The sequence below is a fragment of the Streptosporangium sp. NPDC049078 genome (assembly GCF_040648855.1).
Classification (GTDB): Bacteria; Actinomycetota; Actinomycetes; order Streptosporangiales; family Streptosporangiaceae; genus Streptosporangium.
The window spans coordinates 159,300-178,620 of sequence record NZ_JBEZEL010000005.1 but is presented as its reverse complement, the minus strand read 5'-3'; the positions used below and the strand labels follow the sequence as shown (position 1 = coordinate 178,620).

The 19,321-nt window shown below is 71.2% G+C and carries 15 protein-coding genes; 6 read left to right on the top strand and 9 right to left on the bottom strand.

The window, feature by feature from the left end:
• Positions 1-96: 96 nt before the first annotated feature.
• The 6 genes from AB0B90_RS09910 to AB0B90_RS09885 form a co-directional block, all read right to left on the bottom strand.
• Complete coding sequence (locus AB0B90_RS09910; protein ID WP_362921978.1) at positions 97-747, bottom strand: TetR/AcrR family transcriptional regulator; 651 nt, start codon at positions 745-747, stop codon at positions 97-99.
• A 357-nt stretch (positions 748-1,104) separates the two neighbouring features.
• A complete protein-coding gene (locus tag AB0B90_RS09905) occupies positions 1,105-1,968 on the bottom strand; it encodes an intradiol ring-cleavage dioxygenase (RefSeq protein WP_362921976.1) in 864 nt (287 codons plus the stop codon).
• Between the two features lie 99 nt (positions 1,969-2,067).
• The gene (locus AB0B90_RS09900) at positions 2,068-3,516 is read right to left on the bottom strand and encodes a HAMP domain-containing sensor histidine kinase (protein ID WP_350944010.1); all 1,449 of its coding nucleotides are present in this window, start codon (positions 3,514-3,516) and stop codon (positions 2,068-2,070) included.
• Positions 3,513-4,220 carry a response regulator transcription factor gene (locus AB0B90_RS09895; protein ID WP_350944012.1) on the bottom strand — a complete coding sequence of 236 codons (708 nt, stop codon included), beginning with the start codon at positions 4,218-4,220 and terminating at the stop codon, positions 3,513-3,515. Before AB0B90_RS09895 ends, AB0B90_RS09900 begins: the two co-directional genes overlap by 4 nt.
• A 43-nt stretch (positions 4,221-4,263) precedes the next feature.
• A complete protein-coding gene (locus AB0B90_RS09890) occupies positions 4,264-5,790 on the bottom strand; it encodes an NAD(P)/FAD-dependent oxidoreductase (RefSeq protein ID WP_350944014.1) in 1,527 nt (508 codons plus the stop codon).
• A gap of 61 nt (positions 5,791-5,851) precedes the next feature.
• Complete coding sequence (locus AB0B90_RS09885; protein ID WP_350944016.1) at positions 5,852-6,754, bottom strand: LysR family transcriptional regulator; 903 nt, start codon at positions 6,752-6,754, stop codon at positions 5,852-5,854.
• Positions 6,755-6,824: 70 nt separating this feature from the next.
• Between AB0B90_RS09885 and AB0B90_RS09880 the strand changes: the two genes are divergently transcribed.
• From AB0B90_RS09880 to AB0B90_RS09860, 5 genes are all read left to right on the top strand, one after another.
• Positions 6,825-8,021: a putative sulfate exporter family transporter gene (locus AB0B90_RS09880; RefSeq protein WP_350944017.1), complete on the top strand. Its 1,197-nt coding sequence runs from the start codon at positions 6,825-6,827 to the stop codon at positions 8,019-8,021.
• 123 nt (positions 8,022-8,144) lie between these two features.
• On the top strand, positions 8,145-9,083 hold the full coding sequence (locus tag AB0B90_RS09875) for a pseudouridine-5'-phosphate glycosidase (protein WP_350944019.1): 939 nt from the start codon (positions 8,145-8,147) through the stop codon (positions 9,081-9,083).
• A 7-nt stretch (positions 9,084-9,090) separates the two neighbouring features.
• On the top strand, positions 9,091-10,041 hold the full coding sequence (locus AB0B90_RS09870) for a sugar kinase (RefSeq protein ID WP_350944021.1): 951 nt from the start codon (positions 9,091-9,093) through the stop codon (positions 10,039-10,041).
• A 64-nt stretch (positions 10,042-10,105) separates the two neighbouring features.
• On the top strand, positions 10,106-11,797 hold the full coding sequence (locus AB0B90_RS09865) for a hypothetical protein (RefSeq protein ID WP_362921972.1): 1,692 nt from the start codon (positions 10,106-10,108) through the stop codon (positions 11,795-11,797).
• A 97-nt stretch (positions 11,798-11,894) separates the two neighbouring features.
• Positions 11,895-13,316, top strand: a complete 1,422-nt coding sequence (locus tag AB0B90_RS09860) for an MFS transporter (RefSeq protein ID WP_362921970.1) — start codon at positions 11,895-11,897, stop codon at positions 13,314-13,316.
• Positions 13,317-13,325: 9 nt separating this feature from the next.
• On the opposite strand, the gene AB0B90_RS09855 is transcribed toward AB0B90_RS09860, so the two are convergent.
• From AB0B90_RS09855 to AB0B90_RS09845, 3 genes are all read right to left on the bottom strand, one after another.
• Positions 13,326-15,347, bottom strand: a complete 2,022-nt coding sequence (locus AB0B90_RS09855) for a tetratricopeptide repeat protein (protein ID WP_362921968.1) — start codon at positions 15,345-15,347, stop codon at positions 13,326-13,328.
• A complete protein-coding gene (locus AB0B90_RS09850; RefSeq protein WP_350944250.1) occupies positions 15,344-16,234 on the bottom strand; it encodes an SIR2 family protein in 891 nt (296 codons plus the stop codon). Before AB0B90_RS09850 ends, AB0B90_RS09855 begins: the two co-directional genes overlap by 4 nt.
• A 195-nt stretch (positions 16,235-16,429) precedes the next feature.
• A complete protein-coding gene (locus tag AB0B90_RS09845; protein ID WP_350944028.1) occupies positions 16,430-16,594 on the bottom strand; it encodes a hypothetical protein in 165 nt (54 codons plus the stop codon).
• Between the two features lie 192 nt (positions 16,595-16,786).
• On the opposite strand from AB0B90_RS09845, the gene fxsT reads away from it, so the two are divergent.
• Positions 16,787-19,318, top strand: a complete 2,532-nt coding sequence (gene fxsT / locus AB0B90_RS09840) for an FxSxx-COOH system tetratricopeptide repeat protein (RefSeq protein ID WP_350944030.1) — start codon at positions 16,787-16,789, stop codon at positions 19,316-19,318.
• The last annotated feature ends 3 nt before the right edge of the window (positions 19,319-19,321 follow it).

Here is a 19,321-nt window from a genome sequence, read left to right as displayed (position 1 = left end):
GTCCGCGCCGTCGCCCGGATGCGTGCCGAAGCCGTGCTCACCAGGACCGGCCGAACCTCCGGGCCGGCCGGCTCACGGAAGGGGCGCCCGCGGCCGTCAGTTCTCGGCAGGCACGTCGGGGAAGTCGGCGAGGTCGCGGCCGACCTCGCGGGCGGCGGCGACCCGGGCGTGGTGCAGCATCCGGCTCCGCGACATGTTGCCGGCGTGCAGGGTGTATCGGACCACGAGGCCGTCGAGCATGCCGTCGATCCGCTCGGCCGAGCCCAGCGGGTCGTCGCAGGTGAACTCGCCCGAGACGACGCCGTCGGAGATCACCTGGCCGAGGATCTCGATCCAGGCGCCCTCAAGCTCCAGCAGGATCGCGCGGACGTGCTCCTCGCGCACCCCGACGGCCCAGGCGTCGACCCAGAGGATCCAGCTCTGGTCGGAACGGGAGGCGGGGATGTAGAAGCGCAGGACGCGGTCGAGACGCTGGAGCGCGGTGCCGGGACCGGCGACGATCTCCTTCAGCCGCTGGACCTCGGAGTCGCTGGTGCTGCGGAGCATCTCGGTGATGAGATCGTCCTTGGTGGCGAAGTGGTAGTGGATCAGCCCGCCGCTCACGTTCGTCGCCTTGGCGATGTCGGCGACGCGGGTGCTGGCCAGCCCGCGCTCCAGCACGACTCGCCTGGCGGCTTCAAGGAGCTCCGCTCGACGCTGGTCGGCCTGGTCGGCGCGGCTGCTGCGCGCCCCTCCTCCGCTATGCACGGCGCAAGACTACAGCAGCTCGGACCGCCGCTCACTACTCCTGATCAGCGGATCAGTCAATACCTGCACGCCTGTCTCATCGGCTGTATTCGGTCACCGTACGGGCGAAGAAGACGGTGACCGAATACGGGCGACCGCCGGGGCGTCGCAACGTCACCGCCGGCCTCAGCCGCGGCGGTGGAAGGGCTGGTCGGAGGCACAGGACGAACTCCCTCCTCTGCCCTCGGACGACGTTGAAGCCCGTGGAGAGCCCGCGAAGAGCCCGCGAAGAGCCCGGCGCGGACGGCCAGGTCGCCGTGGCCGGTACGTCGCGGTGAGAGAGGCCTCGGCCATGGCCGAGGGGCTGTGCTCAGAGGGTCATTTCGCGGCGGGGGCGGAGAACGTCATCACCCCGAGGTGGCCGTCGCCCTCCACGGTCAGCTTCATCAGCAGGCTGTCGTCGTAGATGGAGTCGGATTCGTTCCTCAGACGCTGCCCGGTGTGGTCGGCGTACGGCCGTGCCGCGTAGACCTGGTCGGAGACCGTCTCGTCGCAGAACATCTGGGTGGTCAGCACCCGGGAGTCGCCGATGTGCACCATCGCGTGGATGTGCACGCTACGTCCCTGATACCAGCCCGGGTAGATCGTGACGAACTCCACGATGCCGTCGGTGTTGGTGACCTGGGCGCCGCGCAGGTAGCGCTTCTCGTCGGTGGGCGTGGCGTCGGCCATGCCGTCGTCCGCTCCCGGCCCCTGGACGCCCTCTCCCTGGCCGCCGGGGCCGCCACTCGGCGGCGCGCCGGTCGGGCGCTCTCCCGTGGGGCCACCGCCCGCCGCCTGGGAGGCGCTCTCGAAACCGGAGTAGACGCCTCCCGCGTCGCAGTGCCAGATCTCCACCACCGCGCTGGGAATCGGTTCACAGGTGGCGGCGTCCAGCACCCGGATCGCCACCCGCAGCGTGCTCCCCTGCCTGTCCTCGCGGATGTCGCTGCGGATCTTGCCCGCGTCGAAGTGGTACGGCCCCTGGGTGGTCTCCTCGGTCAAAACGCACGTCGGCGCGTCCTCGAACAGCGCGGCCAGTCCGGTGGAGGAGGCGGTGGTCGGCTGAACGGTCGCGGTGCCTCCCGTCGTCGTCGCCACCCGCGTGGTGCTGCTGTCCGATCCGGCGCAGGCGGCCAGCAGCGTCCCGAGGCCCACGGTGCCGAGCCCTGCCAGAGCCGTTCTCCGGTCGATGTTCTTCATGGCGATGCCTTCCTCGTGTCGGCCCCTCGTGTCGGCCCCCACGCTCACCGCGCCCTCTGGACTCTCGCTGAGCGGGTCCTTAACGCTTGATGAGAAGCCTCACGGCGCCGCGGGAATGTGGGCGCGGGCCGAGGAGCCCGGCAGGCGGACCCGCGCCAGGATGCCGCCGCCCTCGGCGTTCCTCAGCTCCACCTCTCCCCCGGCGTCACGCACCGCCTTGGCGACGATGGCCAGCCCGAGCCCCGAGCCGGGCATGCTGCGGGCCGAGGAGGACCGCCAGAACCGGTCGAACACGTACGGCAGCTCCTCCTCCGGGATGCCGGGGCCGTGATCCCGCACGGTCAGCTCGCCGTCGCCGAGCCGCACCTGCACGGGTTCGGCCCGGTCGGCGGAGAACTTCACCGCGTTGTCCAGCAGGTTCACCACGGCCCGCTCCAGGGCCGCCTGGTCGCCCAGCAGGTACCAGGGGCTCAGCTCCACCTCGATCGAGGTGTCGGGGGCGCGCAGCCGCGCCCTGCGTACGGCCGCCTCGACGGCGTCGTGGAAGGCGACCTCGACGTGCGGTTCGTGCTCGTCCTCCGACCGTGAGAGCTGCAGCAGGTCCCCGACGAGCGTGGACATCTCCTCGAACTGGGCCTTGAGGTTGGTCAGCAGCCTGCGTTTGGGAGCGGCGTCGAGAGGGCGGCCGGCGTTCTCGCTGCGCAGCAGCAGGTCGATGTTGGTGCGCAGGCTGGTGAGCGGGGTGCGCAGCTCGTGGCCCGCGTCGGCGATCAGCCGCCGCTGGCGCTCGCGGGACCCGGCCAGCGCGGTGGTCATCGCGTTGAAGGAGACCCCCAGTCTGGCGATCTCGTCGTTGCCCTCGACCGGGATCCTGGTGTCGAGGTCCTCGGTCCTGGCGACGTACTCGACGGCCTCGGTGAGGCGGCCGACGGGGCGCAGCGCCGTACGGGAGACGAGCAGCCCGGCGGAGGCGGCGCCGAGCACGCCGAGCGCGGTGACTCCCGCGAGGATCCCGGCGAGCGTGGCGAGGGTGGTGCGGACCTCCTCCAGGGATCGGGACTCCATGACCGCGACACCGGGCCGGACGTTCCTCGTCAGCACCCGGACCTCCTCGCCGTCGTCGGTGACGCCGTTCCTGAACACCTGCCGGCCCGGGGGGCCGTGGGTCAGGGCCAGGTCCGCCGGGGTGACCTTGACGGGGGTGGAACCGGCCACGCACCTCTCGCCGTCGGCGTAGAGGAGCTGGATGGGCGCGAGGCGGGGCAGCGGCCTGCGACCGGGGGCCCCTCCGGGGTGATCGGGGCCATCGGGGACCTTTCCGGGATGGTCGGGACCTCCCGGAACCCCCACCCCTCGCGGCCCTTCGTGGCAGTAGGGAGCGATCCACTCGATGCCCTGCGGCCGTCCCTCCAGCGAGCGCTCCACCTGCCGCAGCAGCTCGGCCTTCACCACGAACCAGCACAGCGCCGCGCACACCGCGATCGCGAGCGCCACGGCCGCCGCCACCAGCAGGGTAAGCCGGGAGCGCAGGGAGCGGCGCCCGTTCACGCGGAGGTCCGCAGCACGTATCCGACGCCCCGGACGGTGTGGATCAGCCGGGGGCGCCCGCCGATCTCGGTCTTGCGGCGCAGGTACATGACGTAGACGTCGAGGGAGTTGGAGGACGGTTCGAAGTCGAAGCCCCACACCTCGCCGAGGATCTGCTCGCGGGTGAGCACCTGGCGGGGGTGGATCATGAACAGTTCCAGCAGCAGGTACTCGGTGCGGGTCAGCTCCAGCGGCTCGCCCGCGCGGGTGACCTCGCGCCCCGCGGTGTCCATCCGCAGGTCGCCGAAGATGAGGACCCCGTCGTCCCGGGCCGTGGGGGCGCTCAGGGCGCCGCGCCGCAGCAGCGCCCGGACGCGGGCCAGCAGCTCGTCCAGCTCGAACGGCTTGACCAGGTAGTCGTCGGCCCCCGCGTCCAGGCCGGACACCCGGTCGCCCACGGCGTCGCGGGCGGTGAGCATGAGCACCGGCAGGTGGTTGCCCGCCGCCCTGAGCCTGCGGCAGGCGGTCAGCCCGTCCATCCTGGGCATCATGACGTCGAGCAGGACCAGCTCGTACGGCTCCCGGTCGATCGCCTCCAGCGCCGCCTGGCCGTCCGGGGCGACGCCGACCCGGTAGCCCTCGAACTCCAGGCTGCTCTGCAGCGCCTCCCTGAGCGCGGGCTCGTCGTCCACGACCAGCACCCGCGCCGCCTCACCCTCAGCCATGACCTCCACGGTAGACGCACACCATGAGAGCGGGATGAACGCCTCAGGTGAGCGGCGCCATCGCTGCCATCGCGGCGTTGTGGCCGGGGATGCCGCTGACGCCGCCGCCGCGCCTGGCGCCCGCGCCGCAGAGCAGGACGCGCTCGAAGGCGGTCTCCACGCCCCAGCCCCCCGGTTCCCCGTACGGCCAGGACAGGTCGCGGTGGAAGATGTGACCGCCGGGCAGGCCCGCCTCGTTCTCCAGGTCGACCGGGGTCTTGGCCTCCAGGCAGAAGCTGCCGTCGGGGGCGCGCAGCAGGCAGTCCTCGACGGGTTCGGCGAGCACCTCGTTCATCGAGGCGAGTGTGGCGCGCAGCGCCGCCTCGCGCGCCCCCGCCGGGTCCTCCCGGAACAGCCTGGCCGGCATGTGCAGGCCGAACAGCGTCATCGTGTGGGCTCCGCTCCGGCGCAGCTCCGGGCCGAGGATGGAGGGGTCGGTCAGCGAGTGGCAGTAGACCTCGGCCGGGGGCAGCGAGGGGATCCGTCCCGCCGACGCCTCCCGGTACGCGCGGGCGAGCCGGTCGCGACCCTCGTTGATGTGGAACGTGCCGCTGAACGCGGCCGCGGGGTCCACCCCGGTGTCCCTCAGGCGCGGCAGCCGCGAGAGCACCATGTTGACCTTGAGCTGTGCCCCCTCGGGGGTGGCGGGCTCGGCGTCCCCGAGCAGCCGGGCGAGCACGGCGGGCGGCACGTTGGCCAGGATCCGCTCGCCCGTCACCGTGTGCTCCCCGAGGGCGTCGCGGAAGGAGACCTCACCGGAGGGATCGACCGCGAGGACCTCGGCGCCGGTCAGGATCTCCGCCCCCGCGGCGCGGGCGGCGTCGGCGAGCGCGCCGGAGACCGCGCCCATGCCGCCGACCGGGACGTTCCAGTCACCGGTACCGTCGCCGATCACGTGGTAGAGGAGGCAGCGGTTGGCGAGCAGGTCCGGGCCCGCGGGGTCGGCGAAGGTGCCGATGAGGGCGTCGGTGAGGACCACGCCGCGTACGGTGTCGTCGGCGAACCGCTCGTCCACCACCTCGCCGATCGGGCGTTCGAACAGGTCGCGCCAGGCCTCCTCACCGACGAGGTTCCGCGTCGCCGCGCGGTCGGCGAGGGGTTCCAGCAGCGTCGGCGCGATCCGCCGGGCCACCTCGGCGGTCATCCCGTAGAAGCGCCGCCACGCCTCCAGCTCACCGGTGCCTCCGGTGACCCGGGCGAAGGAGGCGGCCGTCCGCGCGGCGTCGCCGTTGTCGACGAGCAGCCCGGTGTCGCCCACCGGCGTGTACGAGGCGTACCTGCGCCGGCGCAACTCGATCTTGAGCCCCAGGTCGGCGACGATCTTCGAGGGCAGCAGGCTGACCAGGTAGGAGTAGCGCGAGAGCCTCGCGTCGACCCCGGGGAACGCCTGCGCCGAGACGGCGAGGCCGCCGACGTGACCGAGGCGTTCCAGGACGAGGACGCGTCGTCCGGCGCGGGCGAGGTAGGTGGCGGCGACCAGGCCGTTGTGGCCGCCGCCGACGATCACGGCTTCGTAGCGAGAGCGGAGCACGAGACCTTCCAATCGGTGATGGGTGAGGTGGATGGGATGAGGTGAGGGAGTCGGTCCGGGGTCATCGCCGCTCGCGGGCGGCGGAGAGGGTGATGTCGAGGAGGGTGGCGGCGGGGCCGGTGAGGACGCGGCCGTGGCGCCACACCGCCCGCAGGCGGCGCGTGAGGTCGATGTCCTTCGTGGGCACCTCGACCAGGCGGCCGGTGGCCAGTTCGGCCTCCACCGCGTAGCCGCTGAGCACGGCCGGGGCGGCGCCCTCACGGGCGGCGCCCTTGACCGCGGTGTTGGAGCCGAGTTCCAGCCTCGGGGGGGCGACCGTGTGGCCGGTGAGCGCGAGGTCCAGCGTCTCGCGGGTGCCCGACCCCCGCTCGCGGACGACGAGCGGGGTGGCGGCCAGCTCGGCGGCGAGCAGCGGGGTGCGACGACGCGCCCACGGATGCCCCGGCGCGACCACCACCACGAGCCTGTCGGTGGCCACCACCCGCGACACCAGCCCTGCCGGGACCGATGGCCCCTCCACGAACCCGAGCTCGATCTCCCCTCCGATCAGCTTCGCCACCTCGGCCGAGTTCTGCACGTCCAGGCCGACCTGGACCTGGGGCTCGCGATCCTGGAGTTCGCCCAGCCAGCGCGGCAGCAGGTATTCGGCCACCGTCATGCTGGCGGCGATGTGCAGGTGCGCGGCCCGGCCGTGCCGTACCGCCTCCGCCCCCCGCATGAGCTCCTCCGCCGCGGCCAGCACCTGCGCGGCCCAGGCCGAGACCATCACGCCCTGCGGGGTGAGGGTGGATCCGCGCGGGGTGCGTTCCAGCAGGGGCAGCCCGAGACGGCGTTCCAGCAGGGAGATGCGCTTGCTCACCGACGGCTGCGCGATGCCCGCGGCCCGGGCGGCCTGGCCGAGACTGCCCAGGCGTTCCACGTCGACGAGCAGGCGCAGGGATTCGAGGTCGGGCAGCTCACTCATAGCGCCAGGCTATGACCTGCCACAGAGGTGACGGCTACCGGCCTCCCGGCGTCACACCGACACTCGGGGCATGCCCGTCTCGCACTCCCCCCGTCCTGTCGGCTCCGCCACTCAGTCCCCGACGACGCCCGTACGCCCGGCACCGGGCTCGGCCGCGGCACCGACATCGGCACCGGGCGCGCGGCCCGGAACCCTCGGGGCGTTCGGGAGGCTCGCGCCGGGGCTCGGGGCCGCGATCGTCGCGGTGGTCCTGGCGACGGCCGCGACCGGGGTCGTTCCGGGGGTGAGCGCCGGCGTGATCGCGGTGTTCCTCGGGGTCGCGCTCACCAACCTCGGCGGCCTGCGCCGGTCGCTCGTCCCCGGGCTCGGGTTCGTCTCCCGCCGGGTGCTCCGCCTGGCGATCGTGCTGCTCGGCCTGCAGATCGCGTTGCCGGAGCTGCTGGCGCTCGGCTGGCGGGCGCTCGCGGTGGTCGCCGCGGCGACGGGCGTCACGTTCGCCGCGACGCGGTGGATCGGCGGCCGCCTCGGGGTGGGGCCGCGCAGGTCCCTGCTGATCGCGACCGGCGTGTCCGTCTGCGGGGCGGCGGCGGTGGCCGCGATGCACGAGGTCGCCGACAGTGACGACGACGACGTGGCGGCCGCGGTCGGCGTGGTCGTCCTGTACGGCAGCGCCTCGATCGTCACGCTGCCCCTGCTCGCGGGGGCGCTGGGACTGACGTCGCGGCAGCTGGGCCTGTGGGCGGGGGCCTCGGTGCACGAGGTCGCGCAGGTGGCGGCCATCGGCGCGGCGGCCGGAGCGGGTGTCCTGGTGAGCGCGGTCGCCGTCAAGCTGGCCCGGGTCGTCCTGCTCGCCCCGATCGTCGGGCTGACCTCCGTCTCCCTGCGCCGTGCCGCGACGGACCGCTCCAAGACCGGGGGCCCTCGGAACGCGGAGAGCGCCGCAGACGACGGGAACTCCAGGAGCACCGGGAGTGCCGGGAGTGCCGGGAGCACCGACGGCACGCTGCGGCGCCCGCCGGTGGTGCCACTGTTCGTCGCCGGGTTCGTCGCGGCCGTGGCGGCGCGGAGCCTGGGCGCGGTGCCGCCCGAGATCATCGAGGTGGTTCCCGGTCTCACGGCGGTGCTGCTCGCCGCCGCGCTCTTCGCCCTGGGTACCGGTGTGGATCTGAGAAAGCTCGCGCGGGGCGGGCGATCGCTGCTCCTGGGCGGGATCGCCACGGCCATCATCGGCGGGATCTCACTGTTCGGGGTGCTGGTCATTGGCTGATCTTTAAGTGGACGTCTCCCCGCAACCGCCGTAACGTGCTCTTTTTGGGGAAGACGGTGTCGTTTACACCGTTCCAAAAGCAAGCAATGATTACGACCTCGGACAAGGAGACAGAACCAGCTCATGCGTACCACCCGACAGTCCCTCTCCGGTGTGCTCCGCCCCTCGGACGAGGTGGCCGAAGCGCTGGAGCGGGGTGCCCCGATCGTGGCACTGGAGTCCACGATCATCTCTCACGGCCTGCCACAGCCCCGCAACCTCGAGGTCGCGGTGGAGCTGGAGCGGATCGTCCGGGAGACCGGGGCGGTGCCCGCGACGATCGCGGTGCTGGACGGCGTGGCGCGCATCGGCCTCGACAAGAGCGAGCTGGAGCGCGTCGCCGGCGAGCCGGGGCTTCGCAAGCTGGGCTTTCGCGACCTGCCCACCGCCGCCGCGCTCGGGGCGAGCGGGGCGACGACGGTCTCCGCCACCTCGTTCCTCGCCGCCAGGGCGGGCATCCGGGTCTTCGCCACCGGCGGCCTCGGCGGCGTGCACCGCGGCTGGACCGAGAGCCAGGACGAGTCGGCCGACCTCGACATGCTGAGCCGGACCCGCATCACCGTGGTCTGCGCGGGGGTGAAGTCGATCCTGGATGTTCCGGCGACCCTGCAGCGGCTGGAGACGCGCGGCGTCACGATCGCGGGGTTCCGCACCGACGAGTTCCCCGGCTTCTACCTGCACTCCTCCGGCGAGCCGATCGACTGGCGCATCGAGACCCCCGACGAGGCGGCGGGCATCATGCGGGCCCAGGACGCGCTCGGCGGCCCGGAGACCGCGCTCATCGTCGCCAACCCGGTGCCGCTGACCGAGCAGCTCGACCCCGAACTGCACGACCGCGTCCTCGCCGGTGCCCTCGCCGAGGCGGAGGAGCGGCGGATCACCGGTCAGGCCATCACCCCGTTCCTCCTGGGCTACCTGGTGCGCGGCACCGACGGCGCCTCGCTGGAGGCGAACCTGGCCGCGGTACGGGGCAACGCGCGTGTCGCCGGGCAGATCGCGGCCTCCTGGAGCCGGGGAGACTGAGGGCACCGTGGCCGGAACGGGTCTGCTGATCATCGGCGACGTGGTGACCGACGTCGTCGCGCTTCACGGCGGGTCCGCCAGGAGCGGTCTGGCCGTCGGGACGGACACCGCCGCCGACATCGTGCTGCGTCCCGGCGGCTCCGGCGCCAACACGGCCTCCTGGGCCGCCTGGCTGGGCGCCGACGCGCGGATCCTGACCCGGGCCGGCTTCGACACCGCCGACTGGCACGCCGCCGAACTGCGGCGGTTCGGGGTGCGGCCGCATCTGCGGGTCGACCCCGACCGGCCCACCGCGGTGGTGATCGCCATGGTGGACGTGACCGGGGAGCGTTCCATGCTCACCAACCGGGGCGCGGGCGGGCACATCGGCACGGGCGACTGGGACGAGACCCTGCTCGACGGTGTGGGTCATCTCCATCTGTCCGGATACACACTGTTCGCCGAGCCTGGGCTCCAACTTTCCCGGCTGGCGATGGCCGAGGCGTCCCTGCGCGGGGTCTCGATCAGCGTGGACCCGGCCTCGACCGGTTTCCTGCGCTCGTTCGGCGTCGAGCGGTTCGTCCGGGAGACCCTCCCCGCCCAGCTGGTCATTCCCAACCTGGACGAGGCGCTGCTGCTCACCGGCGAGACGACCCCCGAGGGGGCGGCCGAGAGTCTGAGCCTGCGCTACGGGGCCGCGGCGGTGAAGCTGGGATCCCGCGGCGCGCTGATGGCCAGGGAAGGAAAGTTGGCCGCCCGGGTTCCCGCGCTCACCACCGAGGTGGTTGACTCCATTGGAGCGGGGGACGCGTTCGCCGCCGGGCTGCTGACGGCCCTGCTGAGCGGGGCCGCCGACGAGGTCGCGCTGGACGCGGGACGCCGTGCCGGGGCGGAGGCCGTGACGGTTCTGGGTGGCCGTCCACGTGTCCTACCGTCTGATTTGGGTACCAGGGAGCTTTACCCTCTTAATGCCAATTGATAGCTTGCGGCGTAAGCTGCACCATTAGCCACACGCGTCACTTTGGGGAGGTTACGGTCCGCCGATGGATGCCGAGTCATCGATCTGCCTGAGTGATCTGGTCCCGGCCCTGCGCTGGAGCCGTCCCCAGCAGGTCGCCGAAGCCCTCGCCGACCCCCGGCTGCCCGCCGGCTGGTGGTCGTCGGTCACCCTGCCAAAGGCCCTCGGCGCCGCGGGGCTCGACTGGGTTTGCGACAGGCTGGCCCGGCTCTCGCTGTCACGCTGGGATCATCTGCCGTTGAGCGACGTGCTGCCCGCGCTGCACGTGCACACGGTCGATCCCACCCTGCCCGACTGGCCGGAGCCCGCGCGCTCGGCCATCGCCGGCCTGGGCGGCTGGAGCCGCCTGCGCCGCCTGACCGCGGGAGACCTGAGCGCGCCCGCGATGCCCTCCCCGGAGATCGTGGTCACCGCCGTCTTCCGCGAGGTGCTCAGCCACGTCCCCGGGCTCGCCGAGCAGACCGCGCCGTCCGCGCCGGCCGCCGTCCACGCCCAGGTCCCGCTCCAGGAGCACGACCAGGACCCGGCGCAGACGCCCGCGCCGCGGATCCCGGCTCAGCCGTCGGCGCCGCCGGCACCCCAGGTGCCGGTCCCCGAGCCCGCGGCCACAGAACCGGCGGTCCCCGAACCGGCCGCCCCCGCGCCCCCGGTCAACCTCAACGACTATCCGCTGGTGCGCCTGGTCGACAACATGTTCCGCGACTGGAGCCCGCTGGAGCGCGCGGTCGCCGTGGAGCGGCTCTTCGCGGTCGAGCCGATCAGCCTGCGCGCGCTCGCGCACAAGCTGAACGCCGACCGTGACGCGCTCTCGGCGGCCCAGCGCGCCGCCGAGGAACGCATCCTGCTCTGGCTGCGCTCCCCGGAGTCCGCCCCGCTCACCGGGCACATGTTCGGGCTGACCGAGTGGCTCGGCGCCGCCGCCACCAAGGACCAGCTCATCGGCGCCGACCCCGCGCACCCGATCGAGGTTCCGACCCTGCGGACCCCGCTGTGGAGGGTGCTCGTCACGCTCATGCCGGACCGGCGGCTCCAGGACGACTGGCTCGTCGTGGGCGATCTGGGCGGCCTGCGCGAGCGGACCCGCCAGCTCCTGTCGAACAAGCCGATCGACAGCGACTCGCTCAGGCTCATGGAGCACCAGCTCGGCATCCGCGCCCACTCGGCCCAGCCCTGGCTGGACGCCCTCGCCGCCGCGAGCACCGCGCAGGAGGCGGCCCTTCAGGAGGGTCCCTCCGAGGAGGTCAGGCAGCTGCCACGCCGCACCCCGGGGGCCAACGGCCACCACCACCGCGGCGGGCAGCCGATCCCGCAGGTGAACGCCGGCGCCATCGATCCCCGCGCGGCCCTGGCCACCCTGTCGGCCCTGGCGAGCGGAAACTCCAGACCGCACCTGATCACCAGCCAGCGGGCCCCGCTGCACTCGCCCGCGAGCCCGTCGTCCGACCCGGGCCGCTGGCAGCGCATCGAGGTGACCAGCGACCACCTGCGGGGCGGCCCGGTGGCCGTGCCCGAGGGGTACGCCACCCGGCTGGGCATGCGTCCCGGCACGCTGCTGTCGGTCACCGGCCCCGGCGACAACGCGGTGGTCCTGGTCTGGCGGGACCACCCCGTCTTCGACTCGCTGCAGCCCGTCCTGATGCGTCTGAACGCCCGTCCCGGCGACCAGGTCTACGTCACCGTCGACGGCTACCGCCTGGACGCCCAGCTGCCCGCCTGATCCCTTCCCTGTGGGGAGACCCACGGGAAAGGACGGCGTGAGGCACGAGAATCCAGCGGGAAGAGCGGGCTTGATTTCGCTTATGTGAATCGGCGCTATGCTTGGGCCTCCCGAGGCTGGAATCAACAATGGGACCCGCATTCCAGGGGTCCCATTGGTCGTTTTCATGTCAACAAAGTCCCATTTCTCCGCTTCTGCTGGCGATTTTGACGGCCCACCTCACAAATCAGTTGTCAGCTGTTGTCCAACGGCTGACAACGAGAACAGGAATACGCAAGCTGTGGGGGACGGACCGGCGAAGGCGCCTCGGATACGCAACGCCAGGAACCTCAGGTTGGCGTGGGCCGGCTCGGCGCTTTCCATGACCGCGTTCCGGACCCTCGGCGTTTCCTATCCGCTCATCGCCCTGGCGCTCACCGGTTCTCCCATGGCCGCCGGATGGGTGGGATTCGCCTCGACCGTTCCCGGCCTGCTGCTGTACATTCCGGCCGGTGCTCTGATCGACCATTTCGACCCGCGCCGGGTCATGCTGTGGACGGAGGCGATCCGAGGGATCGCCGCGGCCAGCGTCTTCCTCGCCCTGCTCTGCGGCTCGGCCTCACTGCCACAGCTGCTGGTGGCCGCCCTCGTCGAGGGAGCCCTGTGGGTCCTGCACTCGCTGGCGGAGAACGCGCTGATCCCGATGCTGGCCGGCCGTGACGGACTTCGCCGCGCGCTCGCGCGAAGCGAGATGAGCTTCCACACCGCCGTCCTGACGGGAAGGCCTCTCGGCGGCTTCCTGCTGGGAGTCGGGCAGGCGATACCGTCCGCCGTCAACACCGTGCTCTTCTTTCTCTCGTTCGGCCTTCTGATGCGAATGGACGCGAAGGGCGTTCGGCGAGACGCGCGTCCGCTGGTCAAAGTCGGCGACGGGCTGCGCGAGGTCGCCCAGCAACCCTTTCTTCGCACCGCGATGGCGCTGACCGCCTTCACGAATCTGATGGTCAACGCGCTCACCATGGTCTTTCTCGCGAGCTCGGCGGAGCTGTCGCCACTGATCGTCGGGGTGGTGCTCGCGGGGGGCGGGCTGGGGGGAGTCCTGGGGTCCCTCGTCGTCCTGCGAGTGACACCGCCGTCCTACATGCTGTTCGCGCAGGTGTGGGTGTGGGCATTGGCGCTGTTCATCGCCGCCTTCGGCGGGCACCCCGCCTTCTTCGCCGTGGCGACGCTGGTGACCGGGTGCAGCGGGGCCCTCAGCAACATCAGCATCAGGACCTTCGAGGCTCACGCGTTCGACTCGGACAAGATCGCGAGGGTGGCGAGCGTGTCCCGGCTCACCAGCCGTGTGGCGATCTCGGTGGCGGCGCCGCTCGGCGCCCTTCTCGTCACCTGCTTCGGCGGCGACGGGGCGACCGTGATCCTTTTCGTCACCATGGTCGTGGTCGCGATAATCGTGACGGCCGTTCCCGCTCTACGCGGCAGCCTGATGCCCGGAGGAGAAAGGCTGATGCCCGGAGAGGAAAGCCCCGCCCACTCCTGAATCGCCCGCTCAGGTGAGCCGGACCAGGCGCTCCGCCTCCGCCACCAGGTGGGCCGGGAGCCCGGGCGACCTGGCCGCGCCGGCCCGCCGGGCCAGCGCGGCCGCCTCCGCCGTCGCATCGGCCAGTGCCTTGATGCGGGCGGCGTACAACAGCACCGGGCCGTGATCTCCCGCCTCGGCCCGCACAGCCCCGATCTCCCGTTCCGCCTCGGGAAAACGGCCCAGCGTGGCCAGCGCGAGAGCGTGGGCGGCCCTGGTGGAGGGCCACTGCAGCGGCCGGACCCTGTCGAGGTCGCGTAGCGCGGCCTCGGCCTGGCCGAGGTCGGCGAGGATCTCACCGCGGGCGCGCAACGCCTCGGCGAGGTTCCCCTCCCTGCCCAGCACGTCGTTGAGGACGTCGCGCGCCGCGTCGGGATGGCCGTCGTACCAGAGCGCCCAGGCGAGCTCGGTCTGGATGTTCATGTCATCGGGCAGGCGGCGTATCGCCGAGTACAGCTCCCGCACCGCGGCCGAAGGGCGTCCCTGGGCCAGTCGCAGCCTGCCGATCCCGGCGAGAAGGCCGCCGACCGCCGAGGTCGCCCCCAGCGACTCGAAGAGGACCGCGGCGGTGCGGTAGTGGGAGACGGCCTTCTCGAAGTCCTCGCGCCGGTGCGCGACGTTACCGAGGAAGGACTCGATCTCCGCCCGCGACCTGGTGTTGTCACCGCAGCGCTCCAGGGCCTCCTCCGCCTGCTTCGCGGCCAGCGCGAACTCCCCGTCGCGGAACGAGAGTTCGGCGGCGCGCAGGTAGTCGTCGGGGAACGACCCGCTCTCGGCCCGCACGACGAGATGGTCGTTCTGGAGGATGGGCTGGATGAGACGCTCGTGCGAGAGCTCACACCACCGAGTTCCGGCCTTGATGTCCTCACGCAGGATGTGGCGGTCGACCAGCGCCCTGACCAGCGCGTTCGGCATGCCGGCGGTGACGGTCTCCCCCTGGTAGACGACCTCGCGGGTGCCGAGCTCGGTGATGAAACAGCGGCGCAGCCAGCTCCTGAGCTCCGCGACGTCGCCCCCGAAGTGGTCACGGGCCACCTCGGAGATCATCCGCTCGGAGAAGTCGGTGAGCGAGCGGTCGGCGTTGGCGAACCTGCGGACGTGGTCGGAGGAGATGACCCGCACCTCCTCGGGCAGGGAGCGCCACATGGCCGAGCACACGACCTGCAGCTGGACGGGCTCGACCACCTTGGCGTCGGCGACGACCTCCTCGCCGAGCGCCCTGCCGACCCTGATCATGCGCAGGTCGTCCACCAGCCCCCGCGCCGCGCCGGGGGCGAACGAGCGGCCCGTCCCCTCGAGCGGCCCCTCGGTCGCCCGGACCGCGGCGGCCGTGTCGAGGGCGGTCAGTGAGAAGCGGCTTCTGGCCATGCCCGCCAGTTTCGGCTCGTGGGGCAGGATCGCGGCGAGGTGGTCCTCCCGGATCGAGACGAGCAGGCGCAGGTTCGGGTCGTCGTCCAGCGCCTCGACGAGCTGGCCGATGAACCACTCCCGGTACGGCTGGCGGTGGGCGAAGCCGCCGAAGAGCTCCTCTGCCTGGTCGATCGCGGCCAGGGTGAGCACCGGATCGCCGTACGGATCCTGGCGGGGCGGGCGCCGGCCCAGGAACTCGCGGATCGTCAGCCCCGCCAGCCGGGTGGGCGTCTCCAACGGGGACCACGACGACAGCAGCGCGAACACGTGCGGGTTGTGCCGTGAGAGCGCGGCGGAGGGGAAGGGCGAGCCGTGCGAGACCCGTCCTATCGGCAGGACGTCGGTCCTGCCCGCGTCCAGCAGCGGGAGCACCCCGGCCTGGATCAGCGAGGTCTTGCCCACGCCGGACGGTCCGTACAGCACGGTCAGGCGCCCGGCCTGCCACAGGTCGGAGACCTCGCGAGCCTCCCTGTCGCGGCCGAAGAACTTGGCGCGGTCCTCGCGGCGGAAGGCCCGCAGGCCGACGTACGGCTGGCCGGTCGCGTCGGGCCGGTCGCGATCGGGGGTCACCTCGGAGGTCACGGCACCGGTCCCATCCGCCGGCGCAGCTCACGGCAGAACTCCTCCGCCGTCCCCCAGAAGATGGAGATCCGCCAGTCTTCGTAGTATCTGGCCAGCTGGCGCTGGACCTCCAGCACGTCCGCCTTCGTGCTGGCGAGCGAGGGGGCGAGCTGGACGCTCACGTGCCTGCGGCGGTTGATGCCGGGAACGGCTTTCAACAGCCCGTGGAAAAGCACGCGAAACGTCCAGTCCTGCAGGCTGTAGCCGATGAACAGCAGAGGTCTCCTGGTCAGCGCCGCGAGAATGGAGGTGGGCAGCATGCGCTGCCCACCCGCGACGCCGTCCACCGCGAGGTTGGTGAGAAACTCCAGATAGTCGTCCTCGGCCAGCACGATCGACGCCGGATCCTGCAGGTTGCCGTGCAGATGATAGATGAGCGGAGCCTCAGGCCTGGGGTTCCAGCCTGCCTCGCTGCTGAACAGATCTTCCGCGTAGGCAAGCCCTTTGTTCCATGGGCAAATTGCCACATTCGGCCTTTTTCCCACTGCTTCGAGCGAGCGCAGGATGAAGTCGTCGTAGTTCGTCGTCAGGTATACCGGAAGAGGGAAACTCGCCAGCAGGGCGTGCGGCTCAAGCGGGTCGAGGAAGTCGGGAGCTCCCCCGGCATCGAGTTCGTCGCAGATCCGCCTCTTCACATATACCGAATCCCCATATCTCATCACCGCGAACTGCGTCACCCTGGGGAGATCGTGGTCGTCGGCGAAGGGATAGTCCCATCGGCGCGCCATGTCGCGGCTCAGCGCCGTCCCCGTCGGCAGGGTGCCCACGCACGCCCCCGACCCCAGGAAGGGCGTGCAGTCTCCGCTGTTCAGCTGGTCGAGCAGGCGCTCCCACTCGGCCTCCCCCATGTCGTGCACGCAGGGCACCACCTCACGGACGGCAGGTCCAATCAGGTCATGGACTCGATGCCGTACGACTCTATTGTCGCGGTCAACCCCCAGCGAGCACGACCTTGACGCCCGGCTCACCGACCGGCAGGAAACGGGCGGATGCTTCACGCTTATCTTTCTGTCGCACTCTGCCCGGAATCGCAAGGCGATCGCTCATATCGAGCTGTCGAAACCCGCGCTCGGCTCCAGATCCGCACCGTGCTCGAAAAACTCCTCCAGCACTCTCCTGAGGGAGGCGCTCCCGACCTTCTCAAGATCCCTGAACGACAGATCGGTGATGTCGATGGAGACCGTCGACGCCGCACCGTCATAATGCATTTGCGCTCCCTACTAAACGACCTTGCCGACGACCTGTTTTCGGCCACCCCAAACAGGCGTGGCACCCCTCCGCCGTGCCCGCGAAATTCAAGATGCGCCGTTCATTTATTTGATTCTGTTCTGCCCGGCTTCTCGAATCAAGCTCTAAGATGGCGACAGAATCCTTCGGATCGAACAGGGCGGAGGCCAGAGGTGGTGGAGCTTTCACACGCCGCGAACACGGTGCCGGAGCGTCAGCCCGAGATCTGGGAGAAAGTGCCGCCCCGCAACAGAAACTTCACGGGACGGGACGACCTGCTTCTCAAGCTCCGCCAGGGCATCAGCACCGTCACCGCCGTGGTCCCCCAGCCCCAGGCCCTTCAGGGATGGGGCGGCGTCGGCAAGACCCACCTGGCCATCGAGTACGCCCACCGCTATCGCTCGCACTACGACCTCGTCTGGTGGATCCCCGCCGACCAACGCGTGCTGGTGCCGTCCGCCCTCGCCGCGATGGCCCCGCACCTGGGCCTGCCCGCGGTCTCGGCCACCGGCGTCGAGGAGGCCGCGGAGGCCGTGCGCAGGACACTGCAGAGCGGTGACCCCTACCGCCGCTGGCTGCTGATCTTCGACAACGCCGAGGAGCCGGGGCAGGTCGCGGAGTTCATCCCGCGCGGGCCGGGCCATGTCCTGATCACCTCCCGCAACCCCAAGTGGGAGGACCACTTCGAGACCCTCCAGGTCGACGTCTTCACCCGCGAGGAGAGCGTGGCGTTCCTGAAGAAGCGCCTGCGCAGAGAGGTTCCCGACGACGACGCCTCGCGGCTGGCCGAACAGCTCGGTGACCTTCCCCTCGCCCTGGAGCAGGCCGGAGCGCTGCAGTACGAGACCGGCATGTCGGTCGACGAATACCTGGAGCAGCTCGAAGAGCAGGCGAGCCGCCTGCTGGGCGCGAACCGGGCACCGGGATACCCGCTGTCGATGACCGCGGCCTGGAAGGTGTCGGTGTCGCTCCTGCAGGACCGCCTCCCCGAGGCGATCACGGTCCTGCGCTGCTGTGCCTTCTTCGGGCCCGAGCCCATCCCGCGCGACGTGTTCCGCAGGAGCAACAAGGCCGTCGTCCCCCGCCTGAGCGCGATCCTGTCCGACCCCATCCTGCTCGCCACGGCGCTGAGCGAGCTCAGACGCTTCGCCCTTGCCAGGATCGAGCCCGCGACGCGCACCATCCAGGTCCATCGTCTGGTCCAGGCGCTCCTGCGCGACGACCTGCCGGAGAAGGACCAGCAGGAGGTCAGGCACGAGGTCCATGTGCTGCTCGCCGGCAGCGCCCCGAACGATCCCGACGACACCGACAAGTGGCGCGGTTTCGAGGAGCTGGTCGCCCACGTCGCTCCCTCGGGCCTGGAGGAGTGCACGGATCCGCGGGCCAGGTCGTTCGCCCTGTCCATGGCCCGTTACCTGTACCGGTCGGGCAACTACCAGTCGGCCCATTCGTTCATCACGAGCTTCATCGAGAGATGGAGCCAGGTCAGCGGGCCGGACCACCTGGACGTGCTCGTCGCGTACAGACACCTCGGCAACATCCTGCGAGGTCTCGGGCAGTACGCCAGGGCGTACGACATCGACCACGCGACCCTCGACAAGATGACCGAGATCCTCGGTCCCGAGCATCCGGAGACCCTCGCGACGGTCAACGGCTACGCGGCCTCGCTGCGTGCCCGCGGCGACTTCCTCGCCGCCCGCACGCTGGACCAGGAGTCACGGGTCACCCATATGAACGGCCTGGGCCCCTCCGACCCCTCCACCCTGCGCGTGGTGTACAACCTGGCCCTCGACTACGCGCTGACCAGTGACTACGCGGAGGCGCGCAGGCTGCACCAGGAGACCTACCTGGAGCAGAGCTACATGGCGGAGGGGATCAGCAAAGGCACCCTGCTGCTGTCGTGGAACAGCCTGGCCAGGACCGTGCGACTCTGCGGCGACTACACGGAGGCCTGTGACCTGGGCGAGGAGGCCTACGCCTACGGTGTCCAGGAGCTGACCCTCGATCACCACTACACCCTGCTGGCCGCCAAGGACCTCTCCATCGCGAAACGGCGGGCGGGAGAGATCACCGAGGCCCTGGAGCTCGCGCACGACACGCACACCCGCTTCCAGCGGCTGTTCGGAGACGCTCACCCCGACACCATGGCGGCCGCGATCAACCTCTCCAACGCCCTGCGGGCAGCCGGGAACATCGACGAGGCGTACGCGATCGCGGAGAAGGCGGTCACCCGTTATCCGAAGGTGTACGGGGCCGACCACCCCTACACCAACGCCTGCGAAGGCAACCTGGCGATCCTTCATCGCCTGCGCGGGGACCTCGCGAAGGCCCGCGCCCTGAACGAGAAGGCCAGGGATGCCCTGATCACGAAGGTCGGCCGCAACCACCACTACCCGCTGAGCTGCGCCATCAGCCTCCAGAGCGACCTGGCGGCGATGGGAGAGCGCGACGGTGCCCGCGAGCTCGGCGAGGACACCCTCGGCAGGCTGCGCAAGCTCCTCGGCGAGAACCACTTCCTGAGCCTGGCCTGCGCCGCCAACCTCGTCCTTGACCTGCGGGCGACTGGCGCCGGGAAGGAGGCCGATCTCCTGTACGCCGACACGATGCGGCGATACGAACGCCCCCTGGAGGTAGGTCACCCGGACGCCCTGCTCGCGAGCGAGGGCCGTCGCATCGAGTGTGACTTCGACCCCCCGCCGATCTGACCA

What these genes read in the sequence shown, in the direction of transcription:
- AB0B90_RS09905 (WP_362921976.1), bottom strand. Translation starts at nt 1,968, where the DNA reads ATGAAGAACATCGACCGGAGAACGGCTCTGGCAGGGCTCGGCACCGTG.
- AB0B90_RS09895 (WP_350944012.1), bottom strand. Translation starts at nt 4,220, where the DNA reads ATGGCTGAGGGTGAGGCGGCGCGGGTGCTGGTCGTGGACGACGAGCCC.
- AB0B90_RS09885 (WP_350944016.1), bottom strand. Translation starts at nt 6,754, where the DNA reads ATGAGTGAGCTGCCCGACCTCGAATCCCTGCGCCTGCTCGTCGACGTG.
- AB0B90_RS09880 (WP_350944017.1), top strand. Translation starts at nt 6,825, where the DNA reads ATGCCCGTCTCGCACTCCCCCCGTCCTGTCGGCTCCGCCACTCAGTCC.
- AB0B90_RS09875 (WP_350944019.1), top strand. Translation starts at nt 8,145, where the DNA reads ATGCGTACCACCCGACAGTCCCTCTCCGGTGTGCTCCGCCCCTCGGAC.
- AB0B90_RS09865 (WP_362921972.1), top strand. Translation starts at nt 10,106, where the DNA reads ATGGATGCCGAGTCATCGATCTGCCTGAGTGATCTGGTCCCGGCCCTG.
- AB0B90_RS09860 (WP_362921970.1), top strand. Translation starts at nt 11,895, where the DNA reads ATGCTTGGGCCTCCCGAGGCTGGAATCAACAATGGGACCCGCATTCCA.
- AB0B90_RS09850 (WP_350944250.1), bottom strand. Translation starts at nt 16,234, where the DNA reads ATGGGGGAGGCCGAGTGGGAGCGCCTGCTCGACCAGCTGAACAGCGGA.
- AB0B90_RS09845 (WP_350944028.1), bottom strand. Translation starts at nt 16,594, where the DNA reads ATGCATTATGACGGTGCGGCGTCGACGGTCTCCATCGACATCACCGAT.